Origin of the sequence: Halovivax sp. (assembly GCA_007119345.1) — an archaeon.
GTDB lineage: Archaea > Halobacteriota > Halobacteria > Halobacteriales > Natrialbaceae > Halovivax.
The window spans coordinates 1-13,572 of sequence record SKPV01000254.1; the positions used below are offsets into that span (position 1 = coordinate 1).

Genomic DNA, 13,572 nt, shown 5'->3' on the forward strand with positions numbered 1-13,572 from the left:
CTGGCGGACGGGATCGGTGGACTGAACTGGCGGACGGGATCGGTGGACTGAACTGGCGGACGGGATCGGTGGACTGAACTGGCGGACGGGATCGGTGGAACCGGCCTTGCGGACGGGATCGGTTGACTCCCTGGCGAACGAGATCGGTGGATCGTGGTTGGCAGCGACGTACCGGTGAGCGCCAGATTGGTCCAAGAGGTACAGTTGGACGTCGGATTCGGTTACCGGAACAGTTCGAGGATCGTCAACGTCTCGAACGGGAAGGACTCGTCCCGGACGGCCACCGCGCTGAATCCTTCCTCCCCGGCGCGTTCGACGACCTCGTCCACGCCCGTGAGGCTACTGACGAGCAGGAGGACCACGCCGTCGCGTGCGAGGACGCGTCCGACGCTCGCGAGGAAGGGATCGATGACGGCTCGTCCGGACGGCCCACCCGAGAGCGCTCGTTCCATCCAGTCGTCGCGCTCTACGTCGGGGTCGGTCGGGAGGTACGGGGGGTTGAAGACGACCGCGTCGAAGGAGTCGTCGACGAACGGGCGGACGAGGTCCGCGCGGACGACTTGGAGTCCGCGTTCCCGGGCTCGACGGCAGGCGTGCGGATTGAGGTCCGTCCCGATCACTCGGCAGTCGAGCGCCGAGTCGAGAACCTCGGCCACGTATCCGGAGCCGGTACCGACCTCGAGCACGACGCCGTCGGTCGTCCCTGCGAGCCGTTCGCTGGCCGCTTCGGCCAGCAGCTGGGAGTCCTCCGCGGGCTGGTAGACGTCCGTTTCGACGTCCCGACGCTCGGCGAGGTCCATCACTCGCCCTCCCCGGAGGCATCGCCGGCCACTTCGGCCGGCGGGTCGTCCTCGGGACCGTCTCCGTGCGAACCGGGTGAGCCACCGTCACGGGTCGCATCCGAACGTGCGGGAGGAACGGCTGCGTCGGACCCGGTGGTGGATTCGGTCTCCGTAACGTCGCGGCTATCGGATTCGGACTCCTCGTATCGAAGATGCTCGCCCGCAACGCGGAACCCGCCGGTCTCCGCTCTGCCGGCCAGTTCCCGCTGCGGGAACGGGATCTTGATTCCCGCGTCGGCGAAGGCCTCCTTGATCGCGTGGATGGCTTCCGTCCGCGAGCGGTTGAACCGACGAGCGCTTGGGTTGTCGATCCAGAACCTGACGCCGAGCAGTACGGCAGAATCTTCGAACGATTTCGAGACGACGCCCGGTTCGGGCGCGTCGAGGGAGGCGTCGAGTTCGGCGACGGCCTCGGATGCGATCCGAGAGGCGCGCTCGACGTCCACATCGTAGTCGACGCCAACCTCCACCTCGACGCGGAGTCGCCCGGTTCGCGAGCGGTTGGCCACCGCCGACGACCCCACCACGTCGTTGGGGACGATCACGTACTCGCCGTCGAACGATTTGATCCGGGTGTTGACGATCGAGATGTCGGTGACGATCCCTTCGTGCTGGTCGTCGACGACGATCCAGTCGCCGATCTCGAACGGGCGCGAAAACATCAGGACGAAGCCGGCGATCAACGAGCCGAGCGTCTGTCGGGCGGCCATTCCGAGCACGATCCCGAGGAAGCCGGCACCGACGAAGATGGCGCCCAGGTCGTCGATCCAGATCCCCAGGACCACGACGAGCGTCATGGCGTAGATGACCACCTGCGAGACCCGATAGGTGACCTCCCGCTGGTGGTCTGTCACGGAGGCGGCCGTGCCGAGCACGTCCGCGATCAGGCGCTCGACGAACCGCGCGACGATGTAGGCGGTGAGCAGGAGGACGGCCGAGACCAGCAGTCGAGCGACGGTGTCCCCGCCCAGGTCGTACTCCGCCCAGAGCGCGCGCAGCTCGCCGGTCTGTTCCCAGACGCCGATGACGACCGCGCCCGCGAGGACGCACGTCCCGACGAACACCGCGGCTGCGATGACGTCGGCGTACAGGGGTCGAATTCGACGGTTGAGCCACCGCTGCATCGAATCGGCGCGGAGGAGGACGGCCGCCAGCACGGCGAGGACGACGACCGTCACAGCCAGCCGCTGGTTCGTCGTCTCGAACGTGTCGGCCAGCCAGTCGAGTGCGGTCAGCGGCTCCACCATCGTCTCACGGCCCCCTTGATCGGCTCCCCTTGAGAATCCGTCGGTCGGAGCCGGACCGCTCGCGGATCGCCGGCCGGTGGAACCGCTCAAGATTTCGGATCGCCCGTGGCCGCGGCGAGCGTCGCCAGCCGGGCGAACTCCGACGGCGCGACGGCGTCGGGTCGCTTCGCCAGCAGCTCCTCCGGAGCGGCGGTGACGACCGCGTCGGGGGCGTCGAGCCCGGAGATGTGCGCCGAGTTTCGGACGGCGTTCCGTACCGTCTTTCGCCGCTGGGTGAACAGCGCCTTCACGAACCGGAGGAAGAACGCCTCGTCGTCCACGTCGTAGGCCGGATCGCGCGGCCGCGTCCGCACGACGGCGCTTTCGACCGCCGGGGGCGGGCTGAACGCCTCCCTGGGCACGGTTTCGACGAGTTCGACGTCCGCGTAGTGCTGGGCGGACACCGAGAGACGGCCGTACTCTGGCGTACCTGGCTCGGCGACCATCCGCTCTGCGAACTCGAGTTGAAACATCAGAACCAGCGGTCGTTTTTCGGGCAGCAACCGGAACGCGATCCCGCTGGAGACGCCGTAGGGCAGGTTCGAAACCGAGGCGGTAAACGACGGCAGTTCCACCTCCAGCGCGTCGCCTTCCACCACCATCAGTCGGTTCTCGACGATCTCGTCGGCGAACTCCGAACGGAGGAACGCCGCCAGCTTGCGGTCGCGCTCGACGGCCGTGACGCGGTCGCCTGCGGCGAGCAAGCGGTCGGTCAGGGCGCCCGTGCCGGCCCCGATTTCGAGCAGGTGCTCGCGGTCGGCGTCGAGGTCGTCGAGGTAGGTCGGGAGCCGATCGAGCACCCGGTCGTCGACGAGAAAGTGCTGGTCACGATCGGGATCGCCGCGAACGCCAGCGCGAGCCAGCAGTCCGTCCGGATCTCTCATCGGCGTCGGCTTCGGGACCGCCGCTCGTAAACGCAGCGCTCTCGATTGGGAGCCGGCGTCTCCATGACCCCATTCAATCCGTGACCGTTCGACGGGACCTTCGTGATCGACCGAATGACGCCGAGCCTGCTTCGGTTACTCGTCGCACGCAGCCGAGAGTCCTTCGGATATTTCTCGTACGCAGCCGAGACTGGTTCGGTTACTCCCCGGACCCCTCCGCGGCTCGGCCGACGAACGTCCGGTACTTGAGGTCGTCGTCGCGCAGTTCCTCGAGGATTCGCTCGACCAGCACCTCGTCGGGATCGTGCAGGCCGGACACCCGCTCTTCGAGTTCGTCGAAACTCTCGAACGGTTTGCGCTTTCGTTCGTCGAGGATCGCGTTCCGGAGCTTCTTGCCGATCCCCGGCAGCAGGTTCAACTGGTGGAGCCGGAGCGTGATCGGCTGGGCCTCGTTGTAGAAGTCGACGAAGCGCTCTTCGTCCTCCTCGACGAGATCTCGAACGACGTACTCGAGCTCCGACTGGGCCCCGGAAGAGAGGTCGTCGTAGTCGACTCGCTGGGCGTTCGTGACCACCGTGCGATCGGCACGCGGTTCGATCAGGACTCGGGTGCCAATCGTCAACCGCTCGTCCTCGTCGAACGCGACTCGATAGAGCCGAAAGTCGTCGGTCGCCATGGCGTAGCCGGCCGGTGACCGATCGTACTGGGCGCGACCGCCGTCCGACAGGCCGTGGGCGAGGTAGTCCAGCACCACCGCTCGGCGCTCCCCCGTCTCCTCGCGCTCGGATTCGCTCATTGCCGTGGTGATACGACCACCGGGCACTTAAATAATCGGCTGCGAACCCCGATATCGCGAGCCGGAGGGCGCCCTCCTCAGGCGTAGCGAGCGATAACGTTCAGAATTTCGTCGAGCTCGTCGCCGGAGAGCGAGTACCGTTGCTGGGCGAACACGGCTCGCAGCTCGTCGCGGTCCCGGGGGAGCAGGTTCGCGATCTTGAATGCCGTCGCCTCGTCCACCTTCTCGAGTTCCTCCAGGTCGGCGACGAGTTCGCGAGACTCCTCGGGGTCGAGGACCGCGAATCGGTTGACGTGCTCGATCGCTCTCGCGAGCTCGTACCGGAGTTCGCGATCCTCGTCGAGCGATCGTTCGGCCTCGATGTCGTCGAGGAGTTCCTTCGTTTCGGCGACGGTGAGGTACTCCTCGTCGACGATCTCCTTGAAGATCGTCATTCGTCCTGGAGTTTCAGGTGGGCCGCCGTCACGATGAGCGTCTTCTCGGTCCCGCCGTCGCGGACGCGGACCTTGTACGCCTTGCCCTGCTCGCCGACGACCTCGCCGGTTCGGCCGTCGAATCGCGGGTGATAGCGCCCGCCCTGGACGCTCGGGTCGATTTTCAGGTGGACCCGCTGACCCTCCTCGAACTCCTGAATCGCACGCTGCGGCGGGGACGTTCCCCGGTCTCGGGGCTTGTTGGCGAGTTTCTTCCGGGTTCCCTGACGAGGTCCTTTCGAGTTCGGCATAGTCGTACGTCCTCGTTGACGGGAGACGGTTATAAAAGGCACGTTCCGCGAGCGGGGAGTGCCCGCGGGCCAGATCCGACTACGCTCCGCGCGGGCGGGGGTGAGGGTTTCGAACCGCGCCGCGAAATTCGATCGTACCCGCGACCAGGAGGGCGCCGCCGACGCCCGCGAGGAGCGCCGTCACGATCGCCGACGAGAGAAGGTCCGCCACGTGTTCGCCGAGCAGGGCGCCCGCGACGAAGGCGAGCTGGAGCGCCACCACGCTCCCGATCGCCCAGCTTTTGCTGACCGGAGCGTACAGGCCGCCGACGGCGACCGTTTCGGCGATCGCGTGCAACGTCAGGAGACCCAGTCCGAGCGCACCGAGCGCCGCGCTGGCGGCGTAGATGCTCGCCACCACCGCTCCTTCGATCGCCCGGTGGGTCAGTATCGCGCCGAGCGCGGCGTCGGCACAACCCTCGTGGGGCGAGACGCCGCGCGTCCGTACGATCCACGCGATCGCACCGCCGGTCAGCCCGGCGCCGATCGTGAGAAGGTAGCCTCGCTGACCGACGGCCGAGAGGAGTGCCAGGGCGCCCAGAACCGCGACGAGGACCGTCACCCACGCGCCCGTCGACGGGTGGTGATCCCTACCGACGTCGTGGGTCCTCCCGAAACGGACGACGGTGGCGAGGCCGAACGCACCACAGAGCGTCGCGGAGAACCCGATCGCCGCGAGAAACCCTACCGCCGGATCGAAGCTCCACCCCTTCGCCCCGACCTCGTGCGCACCGACGATCGTCGGCCGGAGCGCGATACACAGCGCGACGATGGCGACCGCTATCGCCGTTCGGGGTATCCGCACGGAAACATGCGGGTCCCGCCGATCGAACGCTGTTGCATCGTGTTCACCGCTTCCGCCGACCAAACGCTGTTGCATGGTGTTCACCGCTTTCCCCGACCGAATCACGTCGGTTCGCGGTCACCGATCCCTGCGATCCGATATCGCCGGATCACGTTCGGCGACTCCGTCGAACCGATGTCGTCGAATCGTCCTCCTCGATCCCGGCGCACGACGCCGCGTCGAACCGTCTGCCGACTCGCCGCCTCACATCCAGACGTCGCTGGTGCAGTCGCCGTCGGGCCAGCGGATCTCGTGAGCGCGGGCCGGCCCCTCCGGGAGCGTCCCGAAATCGACGAGGAACTCCTCGTCGAGGGTCATCGTCCCCCGGCGGGGATCGACGTCGGCCTTCAGCATCACCGAGCCTCGCTCCGCTTCTTCGGGGAAGAACTGGTCGTCCCACGACGAGTACAACGACGTCGTGAAGTAGAGACGCTCGCCGTCCAGCGACAGCTGGAGCATCTGCGGCCCGGCGGTGATCGCGCGGCCCTTCACCTCCTGGACGTCGCCGAAAAGTCCGCCGACCGAGATCGTGTCGGTCAGCCGTGGGTTCGACGGGTCGGAGATATCGTACATGCGGACCTCGCCGTGGAGCCAGTTCACGAAGAACAGGTACCGGTCGTCCATGGAAACCACGAGGTCCGTGATGAGTCCGGGAACCGGCATGTCCCAGCTGTCGTGTTCTCGGGGCTCAACGTCGATGACATTCGTGGCGTGCCACTCGTCGTCTTCCCTGTACAGGTGAAACATGTTCGACGAGAGTGCGGCGCCGACGTAGGCGTGTTCTGATTCGGGGGTGTGGAGGAAGCGCACCTCGAGCGGAACCAGCCCCTCTTCACCGAGGTCAATCGTCTGCTCGACCGCGCGGTCCTCCCAGTTCCAGAAGTGAAGCTCGTGGCCGTACTTTCCGGCTTCGACGTCCGCGAGGTCGAACCCGGGTTGGTAGGTCGACGGCGCGGCCCACTCCGAGGAGATCATCACGTTACGCCGCGGTTGGTACCAGAAGTCGTAGTTCATCTGAATGTCGCCGGGCGTATCCCAGCGGCCCTCGATCTCGAAGTCCTCGTTCAAGATGAGGAAGCCGCCAGGGAGGTCCCCCTCGGCGTTCCCGAGCATGCTGATCATGATCTCCCCGTCCGGGATGCAGTGGACGGTGTGCGGGGCGGAGAGGTCGTGCTCGAAAACTTCCTCGGGTTCGATGACCTTCACGAGTTCGGGGTTTAGCCGATCGTGGGTGTCGATCACGTGGATCCGCGACGAGCGGTTCCCGGGGACCACGAGGTACCGGCGCTCCGCGCCCTCGACGTGGCACGACGACGAGCAGGCGTTCCACCCGAAGTGGTGGAGCTCGTCTCCCGTCGTCGGCATCTCGATCCGGTCGACGATCTCACAGTACGTCGACGAGTCGGGGTCGACGTCGACGACGGCCAGCATGTCGGGGGCATCGATATCGGTGCCGACGTACAGCGCCGGAACGTAGGCGATTTTTTCGCGAGCCGATCGCTCGATGGCGGCTTGGGGCGTATCGTAGCCCACCGCACCGGCGTGGTGTTCGTGGGCGCTGCTGTGGTGGTCGTGTGTCGGCTTGGAACCCATATGATATATTACGCACCCGGACTACATAAACAAATATTTTGAAAAAGTAGTATTTTGAAATACTTGTTGCAATTTTCGGTCCTGTGTTTTCCCGGTACGGACGTCGGCTCGAAGCGCGCGATCGATCTGGCCCATCCACGGTCGAACTCGTGGAGATCGTTCGATCCGCCTCCTGTCGTCGTCTTCTGTCGTGTCACGCTAATCCCCCTGGAACTGTACCGACGATAGGAACGGCCGAGTTCCCTCGGAGGCGTCCGTTCGACGGACTCGCACGACTTTCGTCACTATCACTACCCTCCGCCGCGTCGACCCAGCCATGGACGACGACCACCACCGGATCGAGACGCGATCAATCCACGCGGGCCAACGGCCCGACGAGGACACGGGCGCGTTGATGACGCCGATTCACGCCAACTCGACCTACGAGCAGGACGCTCCCGGCGAGCACCGCGGCTACGAGTACTCCCGGACCGGCAACCCGACGCGCACGGACCTTGAGGAGAATCTCGCGAGCCTGGAGAACGCAGACTACGGCCGGTGCTTTTCCAGCGGTATGGGGTCGATCAACACCGTCCTCAACCTCCTGGAGGCCGGCGATCACGTCGTCACCGGCAACGACGTCTACGGCGGGACCCACCGCATCTTCACGCAGGTCTACGAGGACTACGAGCTCGAGTTCTCGTTCGTCGACATGACCGACCTCGAGGCGATCGAGGCCGCTTTCCGGGAGAACACCGAGCTGCTCTGGCTCGAAACCCCGACCAATCCGCTCATGTCGATCGTCGACGTCGAGGGCGCGGCGGAGATCGCCCGCAAACACGACGCGCTCTGTGCGATCGACAACACCTTCGCGACCCCGTACCTCCAGCGACCGCTGGACCTCGGCGCGGATATCGTCTCGCACTCGCTGACGAAGTATCTCGGGGGGCACTCCGACGTCGTCGGCGGCGCGCTCCTCACGAACGACCCCGATCTGGACGAGCGATTCGGCTTCTACCAGAACGCGGTGGGCGCGACGCCGGGCCCGTTCGAGTGCTTCCTCGTCCTCCGCGGGACGAAGACGCTCCCCGTCCGGATGGACCGCCACTGCGGGAACGCTCGCGGGATCGCCGAGTGGCTCGACGACCACCGTGACGTCGACCGCGTCTACTACCCCGGTCTCGAGTCCCACCCCGGCCACGAACTCGCGGCCGAACAGATGGACGACTTCGGCGGCATGCTCTGTTTCGAGCTGGACGGTTCCCTGGAGCAGGCGAGCGAGGTCGTCTCCTCGACCGACGTCTTCACGCTCGCCGAGAGCCTCGGCGGCGTCGAGAGCCTGATCGAGCAGCCGGCGCCGATGACCCACGCCGCCATCCCCCGCGAGGAGCGGATCGAGGCCGGCCTCACCGACAGCCTGATCCGGGTCAGCGTCGGCATCGAGCACGTCGACGACCTGATCGCGGACCTCGACGCGGCGATCGACGCCGTCCTGTCCTGATCGGTCGTTCGAAACCGTCGATCCGGTGGGCCGCCCACGCGTCGACGGTCGGCCCGCGCGTTGTCAGTCGGTTACCGCGGCGCGTCAAGCGCGTTCGCGACCAGCCGCGATTCCGCCCGTCTGAGGAGGTCCGACGCCGTGGAGACGGCACACTCGAGCGCTTCGGCGACCGCTTCGATTCCGCCCTCCCGCGGCACCTCGTAGTAGCCGACCTCCCAGGCGGTTCGAACGGCCTCGCGCTGTCTCGCCGAGAGCTCGCCGATCGGGCCGGCGGCGTGATCGCCCACGCGGACGACGTCGACCGAGTTCCCGTCGGGGAATCCATCGATGACGGCCTGGAGGTCCTCTGGCGTCCCCACGACGTCCATTCGCACCGTTCCGTCCGACCGCAGCTCGTAGGGCGGCACGACGACGACCGTGTCCCGGTGGAACGCCTCGAACAGCGTCATCGCGGAGTCGGTGAGCGCCTGTCTGCAGTAGAGGAAGCATCCGTCCTCGCCGGGCGCGAGCTCGTACTCCTCGATTTCGGGCACCTCTCGCAGGATCTCGTCGGCCGCATCCGGATCTCCCTCGACGTAGGAGATCGTCGTCTCCATCCCGTCGTACACTCCGCCGCCGAGGATCAGGTGGCGATCGATCGCCGTCGACGCGTACGCCAGATTTTGCTCGGGCGATACGGTCTCCTCGTCCAGCGAGATGGCGAGTCTGAGCGATTTCACGCTCCGGCGTTCGGATCGATTTATTATAAATCCGGGATACTTTTCGTGACAGCAGCCTCCCGGCCGGGCGGCGGATCGGGCGCACGGAGTCGCCAGCGACGGGGGAGACCGAGGAGGAAGACGCGGTCGCGACCGGCGGCGACGGATCCGTCCCGGCGAACTTATTTGTCAGAATGGCGACCGTTCGGCTGATCGAACGGCCGATTCTCCCGGGCCGCGAGGAGCGCGTCCGCGAGACCGTCCGCGAGGCGGTCGAATCGAACGACGCGTCCGGTCCACGGGCGGTGACGGGCGTCGTCGGGTTCCACACCGCGTCGGTCCTCCTCGACGAATCCGGCGACGAGTCGACGCTCCGATGGTTCCTCGAGGCCGATCGGCGCGAGCGTGCGGACGGGCGCCCCGTCGGCGATCGGCCGGTGGAAACATTGCGAGACGGGTCGCCACCGCACGCCGCGGGGCTCGCTCAGCACGTAGATGACGCCCGGTCGCGATGCGTCGGCGGCTCGGTCGACGGCGACGAGCTCGTGACCCACGTCTGGCATCCCGAACGCCCCAGGGATGCGGTCGACGTCGCCGACGAAGGCGCGCTCGTCACGCCGGCGGACGCACGCGACGATCCGACCGTCGGGGTGGCGCACGTGGAGGTGACGGTGATACGCGGTCCGGCCTCGTGGTTCGTCGACCGGATCGCCCGCCAGCCCCAGGGTAGCTCTGGCGGCTGGATCGAACGATCCGTCAGCGGCTGGGAGGAGGCGATCCTCCGGGCCGAGGGGATGTACACCGAGACGATCTTCGTGGCTCGCGAGCCCGATCGGCTTCGATTGCTCCAGTACATGGAAGCCGACTCGTTCGAGCGAGTCTACCGGGCGTACTCCGACACCTGGAACCCGATGGTCCGCGCCACGGAGTTCGCACTCCGTCGGCTCCTCGAACGACCGGAGCGGTTTCTCGAGGGGCCGGTACCGGTCGAAAACGAGTTGCTGGTCCACGCCGTCGGACCGCGACGACCGAGAACGCGGCGGCTGCGGCGGGAGGCGAATGTGCGCGAGTCCTGGGGGAGCAATTTAAACGAACGAAACGTATCGAAACAGGAGTGAGAGGGTAGTCGAACCAAGTGTCTATCGTGACGACGATGGAATCCCGAGCCAACGATCCGAAGGATGATCCGAACGCGACCGACGAATGGAGCGACGGATCCGGCCCGACGGAGGGCGATGATCCGGACGACGCATCGGGCGCCGATTCGTCGGCGATCCTCGAGGCGTTCCACGCGAAGGGTGCGACCGTCGTCACGAGCGGCGTCGATCGAACCGACGTCGAGCCGACGGCCGGAGCGGATGGTGACTCGGCCGCGGGTACGGATCGAGGACGTCGACTCTACGACCGTTGGAGCGGAAAGGAGCGGCTGTACGACGGTCTGATGGGGCTGGCCGCCCCGTTGCGAGACGACGCGTTCGACGCGCTCTCGATCGAATCCGGGGAGTCGGTGCTGGACCTGGCGTGCGGCCCGGGCACAAACTTCGAGCGCCTCCGGGAGGCCGTCGGACCCGAGGGTACCATCATCGGGCTGGACTACAGCCCGGGGATGGCCCGACGCGCGGCCGAGCTGGTCGACGAACGAGGTTGGGAGAACGTCCACGTCGTTCTGGCGGACGCCGCCGAGACGTGCGGACCGGAGTCGTCGTTCGACGCCGTCCTGACGACGTTCGCGCTACACACGATGCCGGACGCGGACGCAGTCGTCGAGAACGTTCACGACGTGCTGGGGTCGGGGGGCCGATTCGTCGTCCTCGACTCGCGGCCGATCACGGACGGACCGGCCAGGCTGGTCAATCCGCTGTACGAGCGAGCGATAGCTCGGTTCGTGAACCACCAGCGCGGACGGGACACCCTAGAGCTCCTCGATGCCCCGTTCGATCGCGTGACGGTCCTCGAGACGTACGATGCGGGGGCCGGTTACCTGGCTGTGACGGAGAAACGAGACGGCGAGTGACCGGCCGAGCTGGGCGTCGTTCGGTTCACCATCGCGGGCGTCTCGACTCCGCACCGGGGCTCCCTCGGGCCGGAATCCTTTCGGTACGGGACTCGAACTGACACCGCATGCACGACGACGTCAGCGTCCACGCGCTCACGATGCCCGTCGAGTTCGCCGGCCGAACGATGGCGATCACGCCGACGGCCGTGGCTTCGGACGACGGTCTGGTGCTGGTCGACGTGGGTCCCGATGGAGGGCTCGACCGACTCGAAAACGCCCTCTCGGACGCGGGATTCGAGCTCTCGGACGTGAAACGGGTGGTGCTCACCCACCACGACGCCGACCACGCGGGCGGGCTGGCGTCGCTCGCGGAGCGAACCGACGTCACGGTGGCCGCCCACCGGGAGGAGGCGGCGTACGTGCGCGGCGACGAACCGCCTCAGAAGGGGGGCGACGACCGGTATCGAACGGTGCAGGTCGACGAGGAACTCGCCGGCGGCGACGAGATCTCGACCCGCACCGGACCGATGCGGGTGATCGAAACCCCGGGTCACACGCCGGGGCACGTCTCGCTATACCTGCCCGAGGAGCGGCTGTTGATCGCCGGCGACGCGCTCGTAGCGGACGGGGACGAGCCCCTGTCGGGTCCCAAACCGACGTACACGGCCGATATGGACGTCGCCGTCGAATCGCTCGTCGCGCTCGGACGGTTGGACGTCGAACAGACGATCTGCTATCACGGCGGCTACGTCCCCCTCGGATCCGAGCGGATACGTGCGATCGCCGGCGACCTCGACGCCGGGAGCCGCTGAACGGAATTCTCATCTGGCTCCGGCGGCAACGATCGCCCATGCGAATCGAGCTCCGCGTCTGCGAACACTGCTACGAGGGCGAACACGGCGACGAGCGCCGACAGGCCGTCGTCAGGGACATGGTCCGGTGCGCCGAGCGCATCCGCGAGCACAAAGACGTCATCGATCTCGACGCGGTCCACATCCGGAAGGTGCGCGACGACGAGCCGGGGAAGCCGGAGGCGCTTCCCGTCGTTACCGCGTCGATCCACGACGATCAGGTGATGATCAACGATACTCAGCTCGCGACCGAGGGTCAGGACGGGAACATGCTGGTCTACCCCAACCCGCCGGACATTCTGACCGTGCTCGCCAGGAACATCGACGAGATCAGCACGGGACTGAACGAAGACGTCTCCGTAGAACTCTCCTCGCACGGAGCCGAGCTCGTCTCCTGAGTGGGGACGGGACGGGGCCGGATTCGGCTATCGGTTCCGTGCGGATCGGGGCCGGATTCGGCTATCGGCTCCGGACGGGCGGGTCGAAGTCGCTCACCAGTCCGGTTCGCACCGGCCGGGGTGAGCGTTATCCGTGTCCGCGCCCTCCCCATCGACGATGGTTCCTCCCGCCGCGCCGATCACCGACAGTGACGACCCGACCTCGCGTAAATCGACCCTGTTCTGCTGGGAGTGCGGACACGCGAGCCCGGTCGACGAGGAGTGGACGCGGCGATCGCGCGGCACGTTCGAGCGGGTGGCGTGTCCGTGCTGTGACACCGCGGTGGCCGAGCGACCGACGGGTCCCGGGCCGGCGGTTCGTCCGCATTCCGCGGAGCGGCTTGCACGCTCGTACCGTCGGCTCGTCGTCGGTCTCGTTCGGGTGTGGCGAATCGGGGCCACCGCGAGCGCGGCGGCCGCCTCCGCAACCCGTTCGGCGTAAAAACAGCAGTCGCCGTCCGTCGCTCAGATGCGACCGACGTTCTCGACGCCGACGCTCTCGACGCCTTCGACGTTGCTAAACTCGTCTTCGACGGTCTCGGTCCCGCCCGAACCGTCGGGGACGATCACCGTCGGGTAGAGGGCGACGAGACCGAACGCGACGTTCTCGCGCTCGACGCCGTTGATCTTCGCGCCCTCGGGGAGGGCCGTTTCGAGTCGTTCCTGGAGCTCGTCCAGGTCGATCTCGGGGCTGTTCGGCATGACCTTGATTTTGGCGGCTACTTTACCCATGGGCGATCAGGGACCGGTGAATCCGCAGTCGGGGCACTCGTAGAGGTTGCTCTGCTTTCGACACTTCGCACAGCGGTAGATCTGTGCGTCGCAGTCGGGACACTTGAACGCGGCGGCGTTCGTCCCGGCGATGTTGATCCCGCAGGAGACGCACGCGCGACGTCCCCGCTCGTCGGTCGTACTCATACCTCTCCGTTTCCGGCCAGCGCTTTTAACGGTTGTCTTTCGAGCCACGTCGGATCCGCTCGACGGGCCGTCTGCGGCGTCGGCGACGATAGTCGGTCGTTGATCGTTCGCACCGCCGTCGACGACCCGGAACCGGTCGATCCCCCGCGTCGACCGCACCGTCGTCGCGGATCCGGGGGAGGTC

At 66.8% G+C, this 13,572-nt stretch carries 16 protein-coding genes; 5 read left to right on the plus strand and 11 right to left on the minus strand.

Features of this window, described 5'->3' with window-relative positions:
- Positions 1 to 221: 221 nt before the first annotated feature.
- The 8 genes from QZT59_RS17305 to QZT59_RS17340 form a co-directional block, all read right to left on the minus strand.
- The gene (locus tag QZT59_RS17305) at positions 222 to 800 is read right to left on the minus strand and encodes a HemK2/MTQ2 family protein methyltransferase (protein WP_290819133.1); all 579 of its coding nucleotides are present in this window, start codon (positions 798 to 800) and stop codon (positions 222 to 224) included.
- A complete protein-coding gene (locus QZT59_RS17310; RefSeq protein ID WP_290819135.1) occupies positions 800 to 2,089 on the minus strand; it encodes a mechanosensitive ion channel family protein in 1,290 nt (429 codons plus the stop codon). Before QZT59_RS17310 ends, QZT59_RS17305 begins: the two co-directional genes overlap by 1 nt.
- Before the next feature lie 86 nt (positions 2,090 to 2,175).
- Complete coding sequence (locus QZT59_RS17315) at positions 2,176 to 3,012, minus strand: 16S ribosomal RNA methyltransferase A (RefSeq protein WP_290819137.1); 837 nt, start codon at positions 3,010 to 3,012, stop codon at positions 2,176 to 2,178.
- Positions 3,013 to 3,211: 199 nt separating this feature from the next.
- Entirely contained in the window at positions 3,212 to 3,808 is a 597-nt protein-coding gene (locus QZT59_RS17320; RefSeq protein ID WP_290819139.1) for a DUF655 domain-containing protein, read from the minus strand.
- Between the two features lie 77 nt (positions 3,809 to 3,885).
- On the minus strand, positions 3,886 to 4,242 hold the full coding sequence (locus QZT59_RS17325; protein WP_290819140.1) for an RNA polymerase Rpb4 family protein: 357 nt from the start codon (positions 4,240 to 4,242) through the stop codon (positions 3,886 to 3,888).
- Positions 4,239 to 4,532, minus strand: coding sequence for a 50S ribosomal protein L21e (locus tag QZT59_RS17330; RefSeq protein WP_290819141.1), 294 nt, complete (start codon positions 4,530 to 4,532; stop codon positions 4,239 to 4,241). Before QZT59_RS17330 ends, QZT59_RS17325 begins: the two co-directional genes overlap by 4 nt.
- Before the next feature lie 79 nt (positions 4,533 to 4,611).
- On the minus strand, positions 4,612 to 5,376 hold the full coding sequence (locus QZT59_RS17335) for a hypothetical protein (protein ID WP_290819142.1): 765 nt from the start codon (positions 5,374 to 5,376) through the stop codon (positions 4,612 to 4,614).
- Between the two features lie 243 nt (positions 5,377 to 5,619).
- Entirely contained in the window at positions 5,620 to 7,008 is a 1,389-nt protein-coding gene (locus tag QZT59_RS17340) for a selenium-binding protein SBP56-related protein (protein ID WP_290819143.1), read from the minus strand.
- A gap of 316 nt (positions 7,009 to 7,324) precedes the next feature.
- Here QZT59_RS17340 and QZT59_RS17345 point away from each other — a divergent pair, with 316 nt between their 5' ends.
- Positions 7,325 to 8,488 (plus strand): cystathionine gamma-synthase, encoded by a 1,164-nt coding sequence (locus QZT59_RS17345; RefSeq protein WP_290819144.1) that lies wholly within the window; start codon positions 7,325 to 7,327, stop codon positions 8,486 to 8,488.
- A gap of 71 nt (positions 8,489 to 8,559) precedes the next feature.
- On the opposite strand, the gene QZT59_RS17350 is transcribed toward QZT59_RS17345, so the two are convergent.
- Positions 8,560 to 9,207 (minus strand): helix-turn-helix domain-containing protein, encoded by a 648-nt coding sequence (locus QZT59_RS17350; protein ID WP_290819145.1) that lies wholly within the window; start codon positions 9,205 to 9,207, stop codon positions 8,560 to 8,562.
- 173 nt (positions 9,208 to 9,380) lie between these two features.
- On the opposite strand from QZT59_RS17350, the gene QZT59_RS17355 reads away from it, so the two are divergent.
- The 4 genes from QZT59_RS17355 to QZT59_RS17370 all read left to right on the plus strand — a co-directional run bounded on the left by QZT59_RS17355 (position 9,381) and on the right by QZT59_RS17370 (position 12,431).
- The gene (locus tag QZT59_RS17355; protein ID WP_290819146.1) at positions 9,381 to 10,304 is read left to right on the plus strand and encodes a hypothetical protein; all 924 of its coding nucleotides are present in this window, start codon (positions 9,381 to 9,383) and stop codon (positions 10,302 to 10,304) included.
- A 35-nt stretch (positions 10,305 to 10,339) separates the two neighbouring features.
- Positions 10,340 to 11,200, plus strand: coding sequence for a class I SAM-dependent methyltransferase (locus tag QZT59_RS17360; protein ID WP_290819147.1), 861 nt, complete (start codon positions 10,340 to 10,342; stop codon positions 11,198 to 11,200).
- A 107-nt stretch (positions 11,201 to 11,307) separates the two neighbouring features.
- Positions 11,308 to 11,994 (plus strand): MBL fold metallo-hydrolase, encoded by a 687-nt coding sequence (locus tag QZT59_RS17365; RefSeq protein ID WP_290819148.1) that lies wholly within the window; start codon positions 11,308 to 11,310, stop codon positions 11,992 to 11,994.
- A gap of 38 nt (positions 11,995 to 12,032) precedes the next feature.
- On the plus strand, positions 12,033 to 12,431 hold the full coding sequence (locus QZT59_RS17370) for a hypothetical protein (RefSeq protein WP_290819149.1): 399 nt from the start codon (positions 12,033 to 12,035) through the stop codon (positions 12,429 to 12,431).
- 504 nt (positions 12,432 to 12,935) lie between these two features.
- Here the strand turns inward: QZT59_RS17370 and QZT59_RS17375 are convergent.
- Together QZT59_RS17375 and QZT59_RS17380 are read right to left on the minus strand one after the other, a co-directional pair.
- Positions 12,936 to 13,202, minus strand: coding sequence for an elongation factor 1-beta (locus QZT59_RS17375; protein ID WP_290819150.1), 267 nt, complete (start codon positions 13,200 to 13,202; stop codon positions 12,936 to 12,938).
- Between the two features lie 6 nt (positions 13,203 to 13,208).
- Positions 13,209 to 13,388, minus strand: a complete 180-nt coding sequence (locus QZT59_RS17380) for an HVO_2753 family zinc finger protein (RefSeq protein WP_290819151.1) — start codon at positions 13,386 to 13,388, stop codon at positions 13,209 to 13,211.
- Positions 13,389 to 13,572: the final 184 nt, after the last annotated feature.

Excerpts from the sequence above, each read along its gene's own strand:
- QZT59_RS17305 (WP_290819133.1), bottom strand. The coding sequence starts at position 800 with ATGGACCTCGCCGAGCGTCGGGACGTCGAAACGGACGTCTACCAGCCC.
- QZT59_RS17310 (WP_290819135.1), bottom strand. The coding sequence starts at position 2,089 with ATGGTGGAGCCGCTGACCGCACTCGACTGGCTGGCCGACACGTTCGAG.
- QZT59_RS17315 (WP_290819137.1), bottom strand. The coding sequence starts at position 3,012 with ATGAGAGATCCGGACGGACTGCTGGCTCGCGCTGGCGTTCGCGGCGAT.
- QZT59_RS17320 (WP_290819139.1), bottom strand. The coding sequence starts at position 3,808 with ATGAGCGAATCCGAGCGCGAGGAGACGGGGGAGCGCCGAGCGGTGGTG.
- QZT59_RS17325 (WP_290819140.1), bottom strand. The coding sequence starts at position 4,242 with ATGACGATCTTCAAGGAGATCGTCGACGAGGAGTACCTCACCGTCGCC.
- QZT59_RS17330 (WP_290819141.1), bottom strand. The coding sequence starts at position 4,532 with ATGCCGAACTCGAAAGGACCTCGTCAGGGAACCCGGAAGAAACTCGCC.
- QZT59_RS17340 (WP_290819143.1), bottom strand. The coding sequence starts at position 7,008 with ATGGGTTCCAAGCCGACACACGACCACCACAGCAGCGCCCACGAACAC.
- QZT59_RS17345 (WP_290819144.1), top strand. The coding sequence starts at position 7,325 with ATGGACGACGACCACCACCGGATCGAGACGCGATCAATCCACGCGGGC.
- QZT59_RS17355 (WP_290819146.1), top strand. The coding sequence starts at position 9,381 with ATGGCGACCGTTCGGCTGATCGAACGGCCGATTCTCCCGGGCCGCGAG.
- QZT59_RS17360 (WP_290819147.1), top strand. The coding sequence starts at position 10,340 with ATGGAATCCCGAGCCAACGATCCGAAGGATGATCCGAACGCGACCGAC.
- QZT59_RS17365 (WP_290819148.1), top strand. The coding sequence starts at position 11,308 with ATGCACGACGACGTCAGCGTCCACGCGCTCACGATGCCCGTCGAGTTC.
- QZT59_RS17370 (WP_290819149.1), top strand. The coding sequence starts at position 12,033 with ATGCGAATCGAGCTCCGCGTCTGCGAACACTGCTACGAGGGCGAACAC.
- QZT59_RS17375 (WP_290819150.1), bottom strand. The coding sequence starts at position 13,202 with ATGGGTAAAGTAGCCGCCAAAATCAAGGTCATGCCGAACAGCCCCGAG.
- QZT59_RS17380 (WP_290819151.1), bottom strand. The coding sequence starts at position 13,388 with ATGAGTACGACCGACGAGCGGGGACGTCGCGCGTGCGTCTCCTGCGGG.